This window comes from Pedobacter sp., assembly GCF_041645105.1.
Classification (GTDB): domain Bacteria; phylum Bacteroidota; class Bacteroidia; order Sphingobacteriales; family Sphingobacteriaceae; genus Pedobacter.
Genome location: NZ_JBAZQQ010000001.1, coordinates 125550 through 143884, shown reverse-complemented (window position 1 = coordinate 143884; position 18335 = coordinate 125550). Strand labels below are relative to the sequence as shown.

15 protein-coding genes are annotated in these 18335 nt (G+C 38.0%); 7 read left to right on the top strand and 8 right to left on the bottom strand.

Annotation, left to right across the window (positions count from 1 at the left end; genetic code table 11):
* Positions 1 to 166 precede the first annotated feature (166 nt).
* Positions 167 to 2125: a DNA topoisomerase (ATP-hydrolyzing) subunit B gene (gyrB, locus tag WC623_RS00545; RefSeq protein ID WP_372847595.1), complete on the top strand. Its 1959-nt coding sequence runs from the start codon at positions 167 to 169 to the stop codon at positions 2123 to 2125.
* A gap of 225 nt (positions 2126 to 2350) precedes the next feature.
* On the opposite strand, the gene WC623_RS00540 is transcribed toward gyrB, so the two are convergent.
* The gene (locus tag WC623_RS00540; RefSeq protein WP_372847594.1) at positions 2351 to 2782 is read right to left on the bottom strand and encodes an aspartyl protease family protein; all 432 of its coding nucleotides are present in this window, start codon (positions 2780 to 2782) and stop codon (positions 2351 to 2353) included.
* A 25-nt stretch (positions 2783 to 2807) separates the two neighbouring features.
* The gene (mdh, locus tag WC623_RS00535) at positions 2808 to 3746 is read right to left on the bottom strand and encodes a malate dehydrogenase (RefSeq protein ID WP_372847593.1); all 939 of its coding nucleotides are present in this window, start codon (positions 3744 to 3746) and stop codon (positions 2808 to 2810) included.
* Positions 3747 to 3892: 146 nt separating this feature from the next.
* On the opposite strand from mdh, the gene WC623_RS00530 reads away from it, so the two are divergent.
* The 4 genes from WC623_RS00530 (at position 3893) to WC623_RS00515 (ending at position 10335) form a co-directional block, all read left to right on the top strand.
* Positions 3893 to 4378 carry a lipocalin family protein gene (locus WC623_RS00530; RefSeq protein ID WP_372847592.1) on the top strand — a complete coding sequence of 162 codons (486 nt, stop codon included), beginning with the start codon at positions 3893 to 3895 and terminating at the stop codon, positions 4376 to 4378.
* Between the two features lie 89 nt (positions 4379 to 4467).
* Positions 4468 to 8898 carry a DNA polymerase III subunit alpha gene (gene dnaE / locus WC623_RS00525; RefSeq protein WP_372847591.1) on the top strand — a complete coding sequence of 1477 codons (4431 nt, stop codon included), beginning with the start codon at positions 4468 to 4470 and terminating at the stop codon, positions 8896 to 8898.
* Positions 8899 to 9030: 132 nt separating this feature from the next.
* Positions 9031 to 9348, top strand: coding sequence for a thioredoxin (trxA, locus tag WC623_RS00520; protein ID WP_316816023.1), 318 nt, complete (start codon positions 9031 to 9033; stop codon positions 9346 to 9348).
* A gap of 66 nt (positions 9349 to 9414) precedes the next feature.
* Positions 9415 to 10335, top strand: a complete 921-nt coding sequence (locus tag WC623_RS00515) for a DUF58 domain-containing protein (RefSeq protein WP_372847590.1) — start codon at positions 9415 to 9417, stop codon at positions 10333 to 10335.
* A 16-nt stretch (positions 10336 to 10351) separates the two neighbouring features.
* Here WC623_RS00515 and WC623_RS00510 read toward each other — a convergent pair whose 3' ends face one another.
* From WC623_RS00510 to WC623_RS00485, 6 genes are read right to left on the bottom strand one after another with little or no spacing between them, the layout of a single operon-like run.
* A complete protein-coding gene (locus WC623_RS00510) occupies positions 10352 to 11545 on the bottom strand; it encodes an aspartate aminotransferase family protein (protein WP_372847589.1) in 1194 nt (397 codons plus the stop codon).
* A gap of 15 nt (positions 11546 to 11560) precedes the next feature.
* Positions 11561 to 12013 (bottom strand): hypothetical protein, encoded by a 453-nt coding sequence (locus WC623_RS00505; RefSeq protein ID WP_372847588.1) that lies wholly within the window; start codon positions 12011 to 12013, stop codon positions 11561 to 11563.
* Positions 12014 to 12023: 10 nt separating this feature from the next.
* Positions 12024 to 12629 carry a hypothetical protein gene (locus WC623_RS00500; protein ID WP_372847587.1) on the bottom strand — a complete coding sequence of 202 codons (606 nt, stop codon included), beginning with the start codon at positions 12627 to 12629 and terminating at the stop codon, positions 12024 to 12026.
* A gap of 34 nt (positions 12630 to 12663) precedes the next feature.
* The gene (locus WC623_RS00495) at positions 12664 to 13224 is read right to left on the bottom strand and encodes an RNA polymerase sigma factor (RefSeq protein WP_372847586.1); all 561 of its coding nucleotides are present in this window, start codon (positions 13222 to 13224) and stop codon (positions 12664 to 12666) included.
* Between the two features lie 30 nt (positions 13225 to 13254).
* The gene (locus tag WC623_RS00490) at positions 13255 to 14214 is read right to left on the bottom strand and encodes a transketolase family protein (protein ID WP_372847585.1); all 960 of its coding nucleotides are present in this window, start codon (positions 14212 to 14214) and stop codon (positions 13255 to 13257) included.
* A gap of 2 nt (positions 14215 to 14216) precedes the next feature.
* Positions 14217 to 15083 (bottom strand): transketolase, encoded by an 867-nt coding sequence (locus WC623_RS00485; RefSeq protein ID WP_372848960.1) that lies wholly within the window; start codon positions 15081 to 15083, stop codon positions 14217 to 14219.
* A gap of 200 nt (positions 15084 to 15283) precedes the next feature.
* Between WC623_RS00485 and WC623_RS00480 the strand changes: the two genes are divergently transcribed.
* Positions 15284 to 16570 carry a sugar MFS transporter gene (locus WC623_RS00480; RefSeq protein ID WP_372847584.1) on the top strand — a complete coding sequence of 429 codons (1287 nt, stop codon included), beginning with the start codon at positions 15284 to 15286 and terminating at the stop codon, positions 16568 to 16570.
* A gap of 188 nt (positions 16571 to 16758) precedes the next feature.
* Complete coding sequence (locus WC623_RS00475; RefSeq protein ID WP_372847583.1) at positions 16759 to 18333, top strand: response regulator; 1575 nt, start codon at positions 16759 to 16761, stop codon at positions 18331 to 18333.
* Positions 18334 to 18335 lie beyond the last annotated feature (2 nt).

The window sequence follows — 18335 nt, the reverse complement described above, 5'->3', positions numbered from 1 at the left end:
TCTTTTTATGATAAATTTCAACAAATATAAAATTTCAAAATTACTATCCTAAGGATTCTGTTTTTTAGAATGTTTTTAGGCCATTATTTGGTCAAATAGTTATCCACATTTGCCGGAAATTGACCATAATTGGTTAAATTTGAATCTTATTGTATAATAAAAAAATATGAGCGAAGAAAAGGATCCAAAGTCAAATTATTCGGCAGATAATATACAGGTACTAGAAGGATTAGAAGCGGTGCGTAAGCGCCCTTCGATGTATATAGGCGATACTGGAATTAAAGGTTTGCATCACCTTGTATATGAGGTAGTAGACAATTCAATTGATGAGGCATTGGCAGGACATGCCGACTCTATTTATGTAACGATATTAAAAGATAACTCAATTAGGGTTGAAGATAATGGCCGTGGTATCCCAACAGGGATCAATACCAAGGAGCAGAAATCAGCTTTGGAGATTGTAATGACGGTATTACATGCCGGTGGTAAATTTGATAAAGATACCTATAAGGTTTCTGGTGGTTTGCACGGTGTGGGGGTAAGTTGTGTGAACGCATTGTCTACACACTTAAGAGCTGAAGTTCACCGTGAAGGTAAAATATGGGTACAGGAGTATAATATTGGTAAACCTTTATATGATGTAAAGTCTATTGGCGATACTGATAAAAGGGGTACAATTGTAACATTTACTCCGGATGCTACTATTTTTACTCAAACTACTGAGTATCGTTATGATACTTTAGCATCCAGATTAAGAGAATTATCTTTCCTTAACAAGGGCATTAAATTAACTTTAACTGATGAGCGTGAGCTTGACGATAAAGGGGAGGCTTTAACTGAGCTTTTCCACTCTGAAGGTGGCCTGAAAGAGTTTGTTCAGTTCCTGGATGGTACTCGTCCATCATTAATTCCTGAACCTATTTATGTAGAAGGAATTAAAAACGGAATTCCGGTAGAATTAGCTTTACAGTATAATGATAGTTATTCTGAAAATGTTCATTCATATGTGAATAACATTAATACTCATGAGGGTGGTACACATATCGCTGGTTTTAGAAGAGGTTTAACCAGAACATTGAAAGCTTATGCTGATAAATCAGGTTTGCTTAAAAATGTAAAATTTGAGATCACAGGTGATGACTTTAGAGAGGGCTTAACTGCTGTTGTTTCTGTTAAAGTTCAGGAACCTCAGTTCGAAGGTCAGACAAAAACCAAGTTGGGTAACTCTGAAGTAATGGGTGCTGTGGATATTGCTGTTGGTGAAGCTTTAGGTATTTACCTTGAGGAGTATCCTAAAGAAGCAAAAATGATCGTTAACAAGGTTATTCTTGCGGCAACAGCTCGTGCAGCGGCACGTAAAGCACGTGAAATGGTTCAGCGCAAGAGTGTTATGGGTGGCTCAGGTTTGCCTGGTAAACTTGCCGATTGCTCTGATAGTGATCCTGAAAAATGTGAGCTATACCTGGTGGAGGGAGACTCTGCGGGTGGTACTGCAAAACAAGGTCGTGATCGTAACTTCCAGGCTATTCTTCCTTTGAAAGGTAAAATCCTTAATGTGGAGAAAGCAATGGAGCATAAGATCTATGAAAATGATGAGATCAAAAATATGTTTACAGCTTTAGGTGTAAGTATAGGAACTCCGGAAGATGATAAAGCATTGAATATGACGAAGCTTCGTTACCACAAAATTGTGATTATGACGGATGCTGATATCGATGGTTCTCACATTACCACATTGATTCTGACTTTCTTCTTCAGATATATGAAAGCACTTATTGAGGCTGGCTATGTTTACATTGCTGCTCCGCCTTTGTATCAAGTGAAGAAAGGTAAAGAGTTTGAATATTGTTGGAATGATGTACAACGTGATGCTGCTGTACAACGTTTAAAAGGTGCAGGTAAGGAAGAAAGTGTACATATTCAACGTTATAAAGGTTTGGGTGAGATGAATGCTGAACAGCTTTGGGATACTACATTGAATCCAGCTACCCGTACTTTAATGCAGGCAACTATAGAAAATGCTGCTGAATGTGATCATACTTTCTCTATGTTAATGGGAGATGAGGTTGCACCACGCAGAGAGTTTATAGAAAGAAATGCGAAGTACGCAAAAATTGATGCTTAAAAAAGGGTAAAAATAACCATTCTCTTCGGAGCCTGGTACCTTTTGCTGAAGGGCAAAAGCGCCTCAGGTCTCCTCTGAGAAGGTGATTTTTATTTCATTAAGATAACCAAACAGGGCCGCTGATTCAGCGGCCCTGTTTGGTTATGTGTGTTTTTACAAAAAAAAAACCTTCTCGGAAGAGACATAGGAATAATTTGCGCTTTTTCAGCGCGATTTGTTCCCGCCTCAGCGGAGAATGGTCATTTTTAGCTTCATTTTTTTGTAATTGATTACTGCATTATATTTAAGTAGCAGGTCGCCCCCTAAGATTGCTGCGATTGGACCATGTCCTAATCCCTCATAGGCTTGATTTACTGCCTCAAGATCCAACGCAACGGCTTCATAATCTTTGATGATCAGCGAGCCGATTTTTAACTTTGGAATGGTTGCCTGTAATGTGCTTGATGTGGTGAAAAGTGTAGTTGCATGTACTTCTTCTTCATTGTTTTCCAAATCTGTGATATGAGTTTCGATAAAAGTTTTATCAAAAACAGTTCTTGAAGCCCCGGTATCAACTACAGCTAATATGTTTTGTCCAAAAACAACAATTTCCACTAATAAGTGGAAACCATCGTCTTGTAAGTTTATTAAGGTGAGCGGAACAGAAATTGTTCTCATTTAATATTGTACTCCTTATCTTGTTTTAAACTAGATTCATGTCTGTTAATACTGCATTCATATTGCGTACAGCATCAGCACTTTTGTTAAATGCAGCTTGTTCATCGTCACTCAATTTAAAATCAAGGATTTTCTCAACGCCATTTTTACCAATGATGACAGGTACAACAAGTGATATATCTTTTTGTCCATATTCACCATCAAGGTAAACTCCCGACGAGATGAGTTTTTTCTCATCACGAACAATGCTTTCAACCATTGCTGCTGTTCCGGCTCCAGGGGCATACCATGCTGATGTGCCGATTAATCCTGTTAATGTAGCTCCGCCAACCATGGTTGCTTTTACAACTTTATCCTGTTGTTCTTTGCTTAGCAATTGTGTTACAGGAATGCTGTTCCAGGTTGCATGGTTGATCAAAGGAATCATTGTTGTGTCGCCATGACCACCTATCACTACTGCATTAAGGTCAGCAGGTGAACAGCCTAATTCAAGGCTCAGGTAATATTTAAATCTTGATGAATCCAGCGCACCGCCCATACCAAGAATACGGTTTTTAGGGAGTCCGGATGTTTTTAAGGTAAGATAATTCATCGTATCCATTGGGTTTGAAACCACAATGATTATGGTGTTTGGTGAATATTTTAGGATATTCTCTGTTACACCCTTTACAATATTTGCATTTGTACCAATCAATTCTTCACGGGTCATTCCAGGTTTACGTGGGAGCCCAGAGGTAATTACAACTACTTCAGAATCTGCCGTACTGGCATAATCGTTGGTAACACCTTTAATTTTAGTGTCGAAGCCTAGTAATGCTGCGGTTTGCATCATGTCAATTGATTTACCTTCGGCAAAGCCTTCTTTGATGTCTAGTAAAATAAGTTCTTCAGCTAATTCTTTTCTGGCAATATTATCTGCGCAAGTGGCGCCTACAGCGCCGGCACCTACAACTGTTATCTTCATAAATTTTATTTTTTTATGTATGTTACCTTCTGTCGAAGTTATAAAATTACCCCAGTTTAAAAAATGCTTTTAAAAACTTTATTCTTGGTTAGGGGTTTTATGATAAAGAATTTACATTTGCCAAATACCAAACAACCGGAGAGCTTATGGACAACCAACCAGTACAACGAGTAGATATTATGGCTTACGCTGGAAAGTGGTATTCTTTGTATTCTATTCCAACATTTATGGATAAACATTGGCGAAGGAAAATAGAAACGTATGTGATTCATCCTGATGGTTATTATGCTGTATTCACTACTTACAATGTTGTAGGCGAGCAGAAGAGAAAATATATCCGATCTAAACTTTTTGTAACCAAGAAGACTGGTAATGCAGTTTTTAAGGCACAACTGGTATGGCCTTTTAAAGTAGATTATTGGGTGGTTGAACTGGCGGAGGATTATTCTTATGTGGTGATTGGACATCCAAAACACGAGAGATTATACATCATGTCCCGAAAACCAGAACTGCCGAAAGACTTGCTTAAGGGGATTGTAGACCGTTGTAAAGAAAGAGGCTATAATATTAGTAAACTTGTTTCTCAGGGACATAAGCCTGTGCATCAGGAGCTCGAAAAGGAGCATGCCTAAAATTACAATTACGTTAGTCAAAGGCAGCTAAAAATCCGTATTTTTGGGGTAATCATTTTCATTTCAGAAAGCAAGAATAATTACCAGCTATGTATTTAATATTTGATACCGAAACCACAGGTTTACCACGCAATTGGAATGCGCCAATTACTGACATAGACAATTGGCCCAGGTGTATTCAGATTGCATGGCAATTACATGATGAACTTGGTAATCTTATAGAGCATCAGGATTACCTTGTAACTCCAGATGGCTTTAATATTCCTTATGATGCAGAGCGTATTCACGGTATTTCTACTGAACTAGCTGCAGAACAGGGAATCGCATTGAGCGAAGTACTTGAAAAATTCAATATAGCTTTATCCAAAGCTAAGTTTGTGGTGGGTCAGAATGTTGGCTTTGATGTCAATATTATGGGTTGCGAGTTTCACCGGATGGGCGTTGAGAGTCCTATGGCCAGCATGCCTGTATTGGATACCTGTACAGAAACCACAGCAGAGTTGCTTAAACTTCCAGGTGGACGTGGAGGTAGATTTAAGCTACCTACTCTAACTGAGCTTCACGAGTATCTTTTTGGTGAGCCTTTCTCAGAAGCCCACAATGCTACTGCCGATGTTGAGGCTACTACCCGTTGTTTCTTACAGCTGGTTAAGCTTGAGGTTTTCAGACCTGAACAACTACAGGCTGATCCAGCCTATATACAACGTTTTAAACAAAACACGCCACAAGTATTTGAGCGGGTTGGTTTAAATCACATTAACCTTAAATCAGCTTCTGATGAAATCAGAAAGCGGTTACAGCAAACAGAAGTCCCCAAGGTTTCTAAAAGTACACTTAATGAGAATAAGCGAGAACTTGCTTCGGCAAATTTCGTGCATTTGCATAACCATACGCAGTTTTCAGTACTGCAATCTACCATCAACATCCCTTCCTTGATTAAAGCGGCTGCAGGCTTTAAAATGCCAGCTGTGGCCATGACTGATCATGCCAATATGATGGGAGCCTTTCATTTTGTTGCACAGGTTCTTAACCATAATAAAGGAGTGGAAGCAAGAAATGAGGCTGCTAAGGCCGAAGGAAAAACTCCTGAAGAAACAATTATTAAGCCTATTGTAGGTTGTGAATTCTTTGTGTGTGAGAACCATGAAGATAAAAGCAGGAAAGACAATGGCTACCAGGTCGTATTATTGGCCAAAAATAAGGCAGGTTACCATAACCTGGCTAAGATGTCATCCATAGCTTATACAAAAGGATTTTATTATATTCCAAGGATAGATAAGGCAGTTATCGAACAGTACAAGGATGACATTATTGTATTGTCTGGTAATCTTTATGGCGAGATTTCGAGTAAACTATTGAATCTTGGTGAAAAACAAGCTGAAGAAGCTTTGTTATGGTGGAAATCGCAATTTGGTGATGATTTTTATGTGGAACTAATGCGCCACAGTCAGGAGGATGAAGATATTGTAAATACCTCACTGGTTGCCCTGGCTAAGAAACATGATGTTAAGCTGATTGCTACCAACAATACTTATTATATCAATAAAAAGGATGCCAATGCACATGATATTTTATTGTGTGTAAAGGATGGTGAGAAACAGGCAACTCCTATTGGTAGAGGTAGAGGTTTCAGGTTTGGATTACCCAATCAGGAATATTATTTTAAGTCGCCTGATGAAATGAAAAACCTGTTCACAGATCTGCCTGAGGCTATCGTGAATATACAGGAAGTTGTAGATAAGATTGAGATCTATAAATTAGCAAGGGAAGTGCTCTTACCTAAATTTGATATTTCAGATGAGTTCCTTGTAAAAGAAGATGAGGAAGACGGAGGTAAAAGAGGGGAGAATAAGTACCTGCGACATTTAACTTATGTCGGTGCTAAAAAACGATATGGAGAAATCACACCAGAGATCACTGAGCGTTTAGATTTTGAACTTCAGACGATTGAAAAAACAGGGTACCCAGGTTACTTCCTTATTGTACAGGATTTTATTGCAGAGGCCAGAAACCTTGATGTTTCTGTTGGTCCGGGAAGGGGGTCTGCTGCAGGGTCTGCAGTAGCATATTGTTTGGGGATCACCAATATTGACCCGATTAAGTATGATTTGCTTTTTGAGCGTTTTCTGAATCCCGACCGTGTATCCATGCCGGATATTGATATTGACTTTGACGATGAGGGTCGTGGCAGGGTTATGGATTATGTAATCAAGAAATACGGAGCAAATCAGGTTGCCCAGATTATTACCTATGGTACCATGGCTGCCAAATCATCTGTTAAGGATACAGCAAGAGTGTTGGATCTGCCATTGTTTGAAGCTGAGAAAATAGCGAAGCTCATTCCAAACATGAAGCTGGCAAAGATCTTCACACTAGATGAAGCTAAACTTAAAGAAGCGTTACGTGCAGATGAATATGAGAAGGTTCTGGAGCTTAAAAACCTTGCTGGTGCAAAGGATCTTGGTGCTAAAACACTGGAGCAGGCTCAGATATTAGAAGGCTCGTTAAGGAATACAGGTATTCATGCCTGTGGGGTAATTATTACCCCTAGTGATATTACCAATTTTGTTCCTGTTGCTACTGCAAAAGATTCAGATTTATATGTTACCCAGTTTGACAACTCGGTAGTTGAAAGTGCTGGGTTATTGAAGATGGACTTTTTAGGGTTGAAAACATTAACGCTGATTAAGGACACAGTCAAACTGGTTAAACATAGACATAATATAGATCTTGATCCGGATAATTTCCCGATTGACGATGTGAAAACTTACGAGCTTTTCCAAAGAGGTGAAACCATCGGGATTTTCCAGTACGAGAGTACAGGGATGCAGAAATACATGAAGGAGTTAAAGCCTACTGTATTTGCCGATTTAATTGCGATGAATGCTTTGTATCGTCCAGGCCCACTAGAGTATATACCAAGTTTTGTTCGTAGGAAAAATGGTGAAGAAGAGATTACTTATGATTTAGATGCCTGTGAAGAATATTTAAAGGAAACTTACGGAATTACAGTTTACCAGGAGCAGGTAATGCTTTTGTCCCAGAAACTTGCAGGATTTACTAAAGGTGAGGCCGATGTTTTACGTAAGGCCATGGGTAAAAAGCAAAAGGACGTACTGGATAAAATGAAGCCTAAGTTTGTTAAGCAGGCAGCGGAAAAAGGTCATGATGCAGCAAAGCTGGAAAAGATATGGAAAGACTGGGAGGCGTTTGCATCTTATGCTTTTAATAAGTCACACTCTACTTGTTATGCCTGGATCGCTTATCAAACAGCATTTTTAAAGGCACATTTCCCAGCGGAATATATGGCTGCCGTTTTATCAAACAACATGAACGACATTAAGCAGGTTGCATTTTTTATGGAAGAATGTAAGCAGATGGGAGTTCAGGTGTTGGGTCCTGACGTAAACGAGTCGGGTACAAAATTCTCTGTAAATAATCAGGGAGAGGTTCGTTTTGGTCTGTCAGGTATAAAAGGGGTAGGTGAAAAGGCCGTAGAGAGTATCATAGAAGACCGTAATGAAAAGGGCATATATAAGGATCTTTATGATTTTGCCAGGCGGTCTAATACCAGAACTGTTAACAAGAAAGCGTACGAGAGTTTTGTGTATAGTGGGGCTTTTGATTGTTTCGGTTACCATAGGGCTCAATATTTCTTTGTTGGTATTAACGACAAACTGAATGGTATCGAGAAGGTGATCAAATATGCAAACGACTTCCAGAATAATGAGTCTTCTTCACAGTCATCATTGTTCGGTGGTTCTGTAGCTGACCTGATTCTGGAGCCAGCTTTACCTGTGTCACCTGAATGGAGTTTAATAGACAGGCTGAAATGGGAAAAGGATGCTATTGGTATCTTTTTATCAGGGCATCCGCTAGATAACTATAAACTTGAACTGAAGGAGTTTTGTCAGAACAAGGTTAGACATCTGGCATTGGTGAATAAGATTAGGACTGGAGATACTAACGAAGAAGTACTTGCAGAGTTTGAAACGATAAAAAACCGCGAGCTTGTGGTGGGTGGATTGGTAGTTATTGCTGCACAGCGTATGACCAAGACAGGAAAGCCTTTTGGTACCATGGTTTTTGAAGATTATGATGATACTTGTGAGCTTGCTTTATTTGGAGATGATTTTATCAAGTTTAAACAGTTTTTAACAGATGGATATTTTCTTCAGATTCGTGGCAGAGTAGGTGAACGTTTTAGAAAAGAGGGGGACTGGGAGTTTAAAATCACCTCGATCAACTTGCTTTCGGAATTGAGAGACAAACTGGCTAAGAGTGTGACCATACAAGTTCCCATAGAGCGTGTCACAGACGATTTTATGAGTCAGGTACTGGCTATTTTAGAGAATAATAAGGCTACTACAGAGCAGCAGAACTGTCAATTGTTGTTTGATGTATACGATCGCGAACAGAATGTCGTAGTTAAATTACCGTCAAAGTCTATGAAGATCAATCCTACGAATGATTTTTTACAGCAGCTGGAAGCTTTAAACGTAAGTTCAAAGTTGAACTAATGTCATAATGGCATTAGCCGGATAGATGGCATTACAATTGATGATATATTTGTAGTCTGCAAGAGCTACACGGTTATAAAGCAATCCTGCTCGGCAAACTAAATTAGAGAACTAATATAAAAAAATAGAATTATGGCTTTAGAAATCACAGATGCTAACTTCGAGGAAGTTGTGTTAAAATCAGATAAACCCGTTTTAGTAGACTTTTGGGCAGAATGGTGTGGTCCATGTCGCATGGTAGGTCCTGTTGTAGATGAAATTTCAAAAGAATACGAAGGAAAAGCGATTGTAGGTAAGGTTAATGTTGATAACAACCCTCAAATTTCTACTCAGTTTGGTATCCGTAACATCCCGGCTTTATTATACTTTAAAAACGGTGAAGTTGTAGATAAACAAGTTGGTGCTGTGCCTAAATCAGTACTTGCTCAGAAATTAGATAAACAGTTGTAATAACTTATATCATAGCAATAAAAAAAGCGTTCATAACATTATGAACGCTTTTTTTATATTTACACTATGCAGTCGCCCATTGATGAACAAAGCTTACATTTTAGTGCCAACCTTGAATTGCTTGCGCGGCAGGTAGTAGAAGGATTTATTACCGGTTTACATAAAAGTCCGTTTCATGGGTTTTCAGTTGAGTTTGCAGAGCATAGACTTTATAATGTTGGTGATAATGTTAAAAATATAGACTGGAAGCTTTTTGCACGCACTGACAAGCTGTTTAGCAAGCGCTACGAGGAAGAAACGAATCTACGGTGCCAGTTCATAATAGATGTATCCTCATCAATGTATTTTCCATTAAAGGAATATAATAAGCTTAGTTTTTCTGTACAGGCTGTCGCCTCGCTCATTTATCTGTTAAAAAGACAACGCGATGCTTTCGGGCTTAGTTTGTTTACAGATCATTTGATATTGAATACTCAGGCCAAATCTACAACAACACATCAGAAATTTCTATTTGCAAAGCTGGAAGAGATTTTAAAGACAGAGCAACTAGATGTGCGGACAAATCTTGAGCAAGCCTTACATCAGGTTGCAGATTTAATTCATAAGAGATCTTTGGTTATCGTATTTAGTGACATGCTGAGTACAGTACAAGATGAGCGTCATATCGATGGATTGTTTGCCTCCTTGCAGCACCTTAAATTCAATAAACATGAGGTTGTGATCTTCAATGTGACAGATAAATCAAAAGAGGTTGAGTTTAATTTTGAGAACCGTCCGTATGAGTTTGTAGATATGGAAACCGGCGCAGTGTTAAAAACACATACATCAAAAGTTAAGGACGCATATCTTGCCAGGGTGCAGGAGTACCGGCAACTTATTCAGCTGAAATGCATACAATACAAAATAGATATGGTTGATGCGGATATTGCGCAAGGATTCCATCCAATACTTCAGGCATACCTGATTAAACGGCAAAAAATGAGTTAGTATTTATCAGTTATTTCTAATTTCTGGCTATTGCTTCAATATTTTTCAGAATTATACTACAAGCCCATTCAATTTCAGCTTCTGTAATTATAAGTGGTGGTACCACACGCATGGCATTGCTGCAATGCAAGAACCAATCGCTGATCAGTCCATCGGCAATACAAGCATCAATAACCTTTTTGTTGATTTCGAAATTTTCGAAGGCTATACCCATCATAAGTCCAATACCGCGGACTTCTTTAATTGCCGGGTGTTTCAATAATTTTTTAAAGAGCAATCCCTTTTCTGTTACACCAGCTACAATATCATCATTTAATATGGTCTGTAAAGTAGCTAAACCGGAGGCGCAGCTTACGGGGTGACCTCCAAAAGTAGTAATATGTCCTAATATAGGGTTTGTTGCCAGAGAGATCATGATCTCTCTGGAACTGATAAATGCGCCGATTGGCATTCCTCCACCAATTCCTTTGGCTAATAAAAGTATATCTGGAACGACGTTAAAGTGTTCAAAACCGAACATTTTTCCTGTGCGACCAAATCCACATTGGATTTCATCAAGTACTAACAGTGCTCCTGTATCTGTACATTTTTTTCTTAGTGCCTCAAAATAAGCCTGATCGGCTACTCTTATACCTGCTTCACCCTGAATAGTTTCAACAAAAACAGCAGCTGTATTTGAGGTAATCAGATCTAGGTCTGGAAGAGCCCCATAGTTGATAAAGCTAATTCCTGGTAAAAGAGGTCTGTAGGCTTGTTTAAATTCTTCATTCCCCATTAAGCTTAGTGCACCCTGGGTACTGCCATGATAGGAGTTATAACAGGCAATGATTTCAGATCGGTTAGTATATCTTTTGGCTAATTTCATAGCTCCTTCAACAGCTTCAGCTCCTGAATTAACGAAATACGTACAATTTAAGTTAGCGGGTAATACATCAGCAAGTGCTTTTGCAAAATTTACCTGGGGACTTTGTACAAATTCTCCGTAAACCATGATATGCATATAACTTGCAGCTTGTTCCTGTACAGCAGCTACCACTGCCGGATGACAATGGCCAACATTACTTACTCCAATGCCGGCAATTAAATCCATATACTTTTTGCCCTGGCTATCATAAAGATACATGCCATTGGCTTTATTGAATTCTAAAAGAAGAGGTTCAAGAGTAGTCTGGGCGTTATGTTGTAAAAATAATTGGCGTTGTGTAAGCATTGCCAAAAATAAGAATTAATTCTGTCTTGCTTGCCCGCTATTTCTGTATTTGGCCAGTAATTCCCGTTTGAATGCTTCCTGGGCTCTATAATATTTACCAACTATTTTAATTGGCAGACTTGATTTTAATTTATAATAATATTTCTTATCAAGATTTAAATCACGTTGTTTAAAACTGAAGTCGTTAGTGATCAATGCTTGTATTTCAGTGTCTGACAGCTCCTCAATTTCTGTGATTTTTCTAAAGCTGATCATTTTCTGTGCACGTTCTTTACGCAACGCTTTCTGTTCTTTCTGCCAATCGTTATAAATAGGCCAGAAAACCTTAGCTTCTTCAGCTGTAAGGTCAAGTTTCTGCGTTAAATAGGCAATTCTGTAGGAATCAATTTCATTATTGCGTTCGCCCCCCCGTTGTGCCATGGTGATAGTAGGAAGAAGAAAGAGCATAACGATGATTAGATGTTTCATTTGATGATGTTTATAAACCCGATACAATATCACTCTGTGTATAATTATTAAGGATATAGGTTTCCAAAGCTATATCAGAAGCGCTTTTTTTTGCCTGATCTAGGTTATTTGCTTCAATATGATCAATTATAACCTGTTCATCTATATCGTATAACATTTGTTCAGTTGGTAGATCTGAATAAATAGATTTAGTAGGGTGATCTTGTGCTTCATAAAAGTATAAGCCAGCTGCACTTAAAATAATAAAACAAGCTGCTGAAGCATATTTTAAGATATTAGAACGGAATAACCTGACAATTTTGGCTGGTTGTTTCTTGTTGTTCTCATTAACTGTTTTAGATAATATATTAGACTGCAGCTGCTCAAAATAATTAGCAGGAACAGTAGGGTATTCATTTATAGGCGCGACTACTTTTAACCGATCAGCAAGTATTTCTGTATTGATTGCTTGTGTAAGACCTTCAAAATAGTTAACAGGAGTATTAAAGCCTGTATCAGCGGTTCTGGATTTTAATTTTTCCAGAAATATGCCATTCTCAATTTGAAGAGGTAATTGGTCAAAATATCCTTCAGGTACAGAAAAAGAATGATCGTTATTTTCTACTTTATTATCCATCTCAAGTATATTGATGCATTATAAGCCAAAAGGTTTAAAAGGTAATGTCTTCATTTAGCATAAAAGTTTCAATTTTCTTAACTGCGATGTGAAAAGAGGCTTTTAGTGCGCCAACACTGGTGCCGGTTATTTCCGAAATCTCTTCATACTTTAATTCGTCAAAATATTTCATGTTAAAAATCAGACGCTGTTTTTCAGGAAGCGTGAGTAATGCCTGCTGAAGTTTTAGCTGAACTTTGTCCCCGTTGAAATGTGAAGAAGCAACAAGCGTTTCTGCTAGTTCTGACGAAACCTCATCTAAAGGAGTATTATTCCTTTGTTTCTTTTTGTTAAGGAAAGTAATGGTTTCATTTGTAGCAATTCTATAAATCCAGGTATAAAGCTGGGAGTCGCTACGGAATTTTTCCAGGTTCTTCCATACTTTAATAAAAGTATCCTGAACCAGGTCATCAGCATCATCATGATCAATTACCAGGCGTCTGATATGCCAGTAAATTTTTTGCTGATACTTATTTAGAAGCAGGTTAAAGGCTTCATCACGAGTTTTTAAGTTTGCAAACTTTTCTAAAATCTCTGAATCTTCAACCTGCTTCATTTATTTTTCTTTAGTCTTTGTTTCTAAATCCTAAGATTTAGCTCTTTTGATTACTTTTTGAGCGGCTTCAACAATGTTAATACTGTCTAAACCGTATTTAGTCATCAATTGATCTGGAGTACCACTTTCGCCAAAGCTATCATTCACGGCAACAAATTCTTGTGGTGTTGGTAATTCTGTAGAAAGTAATCTCGCCACACTTTCTCCTAAGCCCCCAAATTTATTATGCTCCTCACAAGTAACCACACAGCCCGTTTTCTTTACAGATTTCAGAACTGCCTCTTCATCTAAAGGCTTAATGGTGTGGATGTTGATGATTTCAGCATCAATGCCAAGTTCAGCAAGTTTTTCGCCAGCTTCAATTGCTTTCCAAACCATGTGGCCGGTAGCAATGATGGTTACATCTTTACCTTCATTTACCATCCATGCTTTTCCGATTTCGAATTTCTGATCAGGATCAGTAAATACAGGGATTACTGGTCTGCCGAAACGTAAATATACTGGGCCTTCGTATTCAGCAATTGCAATAGTCGCAGCTTTAGTCTGATTGTAATCACAAGTGTTAATTACCGTCATACCCGGAAGCATTTTCATTAAACCTATATCTTCAAGAATCTGGTGAGTAGCACCATCTTCACCTAATGTTAAGCCAGCATGTGAAGCACAGATTTTTACATTTTTATCAGAGTAAGCTACCGATTGGCGGATCTGATCGTAAACCCTTCCTGTTGAAAAGTTTGCAAAAGTTCCTGTGAAAGGAATTTTGCCGCCAATTGTTAAACCAGCTGCAATACCAATCATATTGGCTTCGGCGATTCCTATTTGGAAAAAACGTTCAGGAAATTCTTTAATAAAGGCGTCCATTTTTAAAGAGCCAACAAGGTCAGCACAAAGTGCTACAACTTCAGGGTTCTTTTTTCCAGCTTCAAGCAAACCTGCGCCGAAACCAGAACGAGTATCTTTTTTTTCAGTATATGTATACTTCTTCATGCTTAATAATCTTTAAGGGTACTACTTAATTGAGCTAATGCTGCGGCAAGTTGTTCGTCATTCGGAGCAACACCGTGCCATTTGTGCGATCCCATCATGAAATCAACACCAGCACCCATTTGGGTACTCATTAAGTTTAAAACTGGCTTTCCTTTACCTGTTAACGATTTGGCATAATGTAAAGCCTTAACAATGGAATCCATATCATTACCATCTGAGTTAATTACATGCCATCCAAAAGCTTCAAATTTAGCTTGAAGGTTTTCCAGCGACAAAACTTTTTCAGTTGGTCCGTCAATCTGTTGGCCGTTATAATCAACAGAAGCAATCAGGTTGTCTACCTTGTTGTGAGGAGCATACATAATGGCTTCCCAGTTTTGTCCTTCCTGCAATTCACCATCACCAAGTAATATATATACTGTAGACTGATCTTTATTTAATTTTTTAGCTTGCGCTGCACCAATAGCTACAGACAGACCTTGCCCTAAAGATCCAGAAGCAATCCTGATACCAGGTAAACCTTCATGAGTAGTAGGGTGGCCTTGCAACCTTGTGTTTAGTTTTCTGAAAGTAGCCAGCTCACTTACATCGAAATATCCTGATCTTGCTAAAACACTGTAAAAAACAGGAGAAATATGTCCGTTCGAAAGGAAGAATAAATCTTCTCCTTTTCCGTCCATTTTAAAATCAGTAGAGTGGTTCATGATTTCAAAATACAATGCAGTCATAAAATCTGCACATCCCAACGATCCTCCCGGGTGACCCGATTGGCAGGCATGCACCATTCTAACAATATCCCTTCTTACCTGAGTGGCGATATCTTCTAATTCATTTATTTTATGTTTCATTAATTGGGGTTGTTGATTAATACGACAAATGTAATTAAAAATATGTTGAGGGGAACATTTATGCTTATGTTCGATGATCTGAAACAAATTAAACAAACGTTTGCGCTAAAAAAGTTAAATAAGTATGTAATTCAATGAAAATTTATATTTTTAGAGCTTGAAGTTTTTAAAATAGTTAAACAAGTTATTCCACACATAAAACAAAACCTTAAACTTAAACCATGAATTCTACTCAACCTCAAAACAGAACGGCCTTATTGCCAATGGTAATCTGCTGTGCATTGTTTTTTATCTTGGGCTTCGTTACCTGGGCTAATGGCTCTCTTATCCCATTTGCAAAAAGAGCATTTAATCTCGAAACTGACTTACAGGCATATTTAGTGACATTTGCATCTTACATTGCTTACTTTTTTCTTGCCATCCCTAGTTCGTGGATCATAAAAAAAATCGGCTTTCATAATGGTTTAGTATCAAGTTTGGTAGTTTTGGGTATCGGATCTTTATTATTTGTTCCGGCCGCAGAAAAAAGTAGTTATACGCTTTTCTTAATTGCAATATTTGTTCAGGGCTCAGGTATGGCCTTGTTACAAACTGCCGTGAATCCTTATTTAAGTATTATTGGGCCAATAGATAGCGCTGCTCAACGCATTTCAATTGCTGGATTTTGTAACAAAACAGCCGGTATTATTGCGCCTGTTATACTTAGCTCCCTGCTTTTAAAAAGAGCTAATGCATCTGAGGCAAGGTTATTAGAAGCTGTCACTGAGGTAGAGAAACAAACTATTTTAAATGAATTGCTAGATCAATTGCATGCACCATATATAGCATTGGCCGTTGCTTTAGGTGTATTTGCACTGATTCTTAAATTTGTGAAACTACCGGAAGTAAATGTAGATGAGGAAGAAGTTACGCATGATGCACATACAGACGCTAAAAGATCAATATTTGATTACCCACATTTATTTTTAGGATCACTAGCCATATTCTTTTGTGTAGCCGTAGAAGTAATGGCGGGAGATATTATCGGAACTTATGCAAGGGAATTAGGTACAGTTCCACATGTCTTTAGAGATAATGCCACGGCATTTACTTTAGGTTTTATGTTGTTGGGTTATTTAATAGGTATTTTAACTATCCCTAGATTTATAAGTCAACAAGCCGCACTTAGGGTTTGTACTTCTGTTGGTATTTTATTTACAGTACTTTCTGTATTTACAACAGGTGTAATATCTTTTTGGTTTGTTGCTTTGCTAGGTCTGGCTAATTCATTAATGTGGCCAGCTATTTTCCCATTGGGTATTAAAGGCTTGGGTAGATTTACGAAAACAGGCTCGGCCATTATGATTATGGGTATTGCCGGGGGTGCTATCTGGCCATTGGTGTATGGGTTTATGAAAGATAAATTACATATCGATTTCCAACACGCATTTTTATATGCAATGTTACCAGCTTATTTATATATCGTTTATTTTGCTTCTGCAGGACACAAAGTTGGCAAAAAGGCATAAGACTATCAAGACTATCTTCATGTAATTGAAGGCAAAGGAATAGCTTAAGGGCTATTCCTTTTTGCGTTTAATGGGAGCCGTATTTTTGAGTTGAACAAAATGAATAGCGTTAATGGCTTGTGTATTAACTAATTTTATCCTAATTGTTAATCTACAGGGGGTTTAATAAATTTAACGCATTACTATTTATGTTCATTTCTGGTTTACTTCAGGGGCTGAAGGATATAGGAATTTCTAAAAGACTATATACTTCAATTGGATCCATTATTTTATGTGTCGTATTAGGAGTGTGTATGTTGATCTTTCCTACTGGGGCCTTTTCCATAGCTATAGTTGTAGTATTTACACTTGCTGGACTATTTGCTGCCTTATCTATACTTTCAGTGATTGCAGCGCTTAAGACTGGATTTGAACAGGTAGCGCTTAGGATGCAATTCATTAAAGAGAAAGAAGAGTCCGGTCCGCAAGATATCCATTCAAAAAATGAGTTTAGTATGCTGACCTCCAATTTTAACCAGCTTGCAGATCAGTTTGCAGAGAAGTTAAAGCAAGTTGGTTTACTCCAGGTAGAGCTTGAAAAGGAACGGTTGAATGCTGAACGTAATGAGTGTGCAAAGGATTATTTTCTGGTCAATATGAGCCATGAAATCAGAACACCTATGAATGCAATACTGGGCTTTGCGGACTGTCTGCAGCATTCTTTAAAAGATAGGGACGACCTTAAATCTGTGGGTATGATTATTAGGTCGGGTGAAACTCTATTGGCTACTTTAAATGATCTTCTTGATTTTGTAAGTATACAAACCGGGGATCTTGGTTTTTCGCCCTCTGTTTTTAATCTTAAAGATACCATTCATGCCATGGTCCTGCGCAATGAGTCGTATGTTAAACAAAAGAAAATACGAATAAACTATACTATTGATGAAGATATACCTGAATCTATTTTTGGTGACCCAGCCAGACTTACTCAAATTCTTCAGAACCTAACCTCAAATGCAATTAAGTTTACTGATATGGGTGGTGTACTTATTTCCGCAAGACTAATGGAGGATCACAAAGACCATGTTATTATTGAGTTTAGAGTTCATGACACTGGTATTGGTATTGACGTAGATATGCAGGAGACTATATTTAACCCTTTTGAACAGGGAGTGAGTAATATGCAACGTAAATTTGGGGGCACAGGAATCGGGCTTAGTATCGTAAAACATTTAACAGCAATTCAGGATAGTGAAATAGAGGTGAAAAGTCAGCTGGGTGAGGGCTCTGAGTTCTATTTTAGTTTATCTTTTCTTAAATCACATGCAGGTGGACATTTAGAGGAATTTAACAGTTTAGATTCCTATGAGAATGATGCGTCAGACTTTGGTAAAGATGTTCGTGTGTTGATTGTTGAAGATAATATGATGAACCGTGAGCTGGTGATTAAATTACTGCAGAAAAAGGGGTACAAGACCTTTACGGCAGAAAACGGGAGATTAGCCCTGGATAAATATGAGTACTCAGATTATGATATTATTTTGATGGATTTGCAAATGCCTGAAATGGATGGTTATGAAACTACACGGCATATTCGTAATATGAAATCTGGTAAAAAAGATATTCCTATTGTAGCTATGACTGCCCACACTATTAAAGGAGAGCAGGAGAAATGCCTGAGCATCGGAATGAATGACTTTATATCAAAACCTTTTCAAGCTAAAGAGCTATATGAAAAGGTCAGAAAGCTTGTCAGCGCTAGCAAAAATACAATGTTAAAATAAAA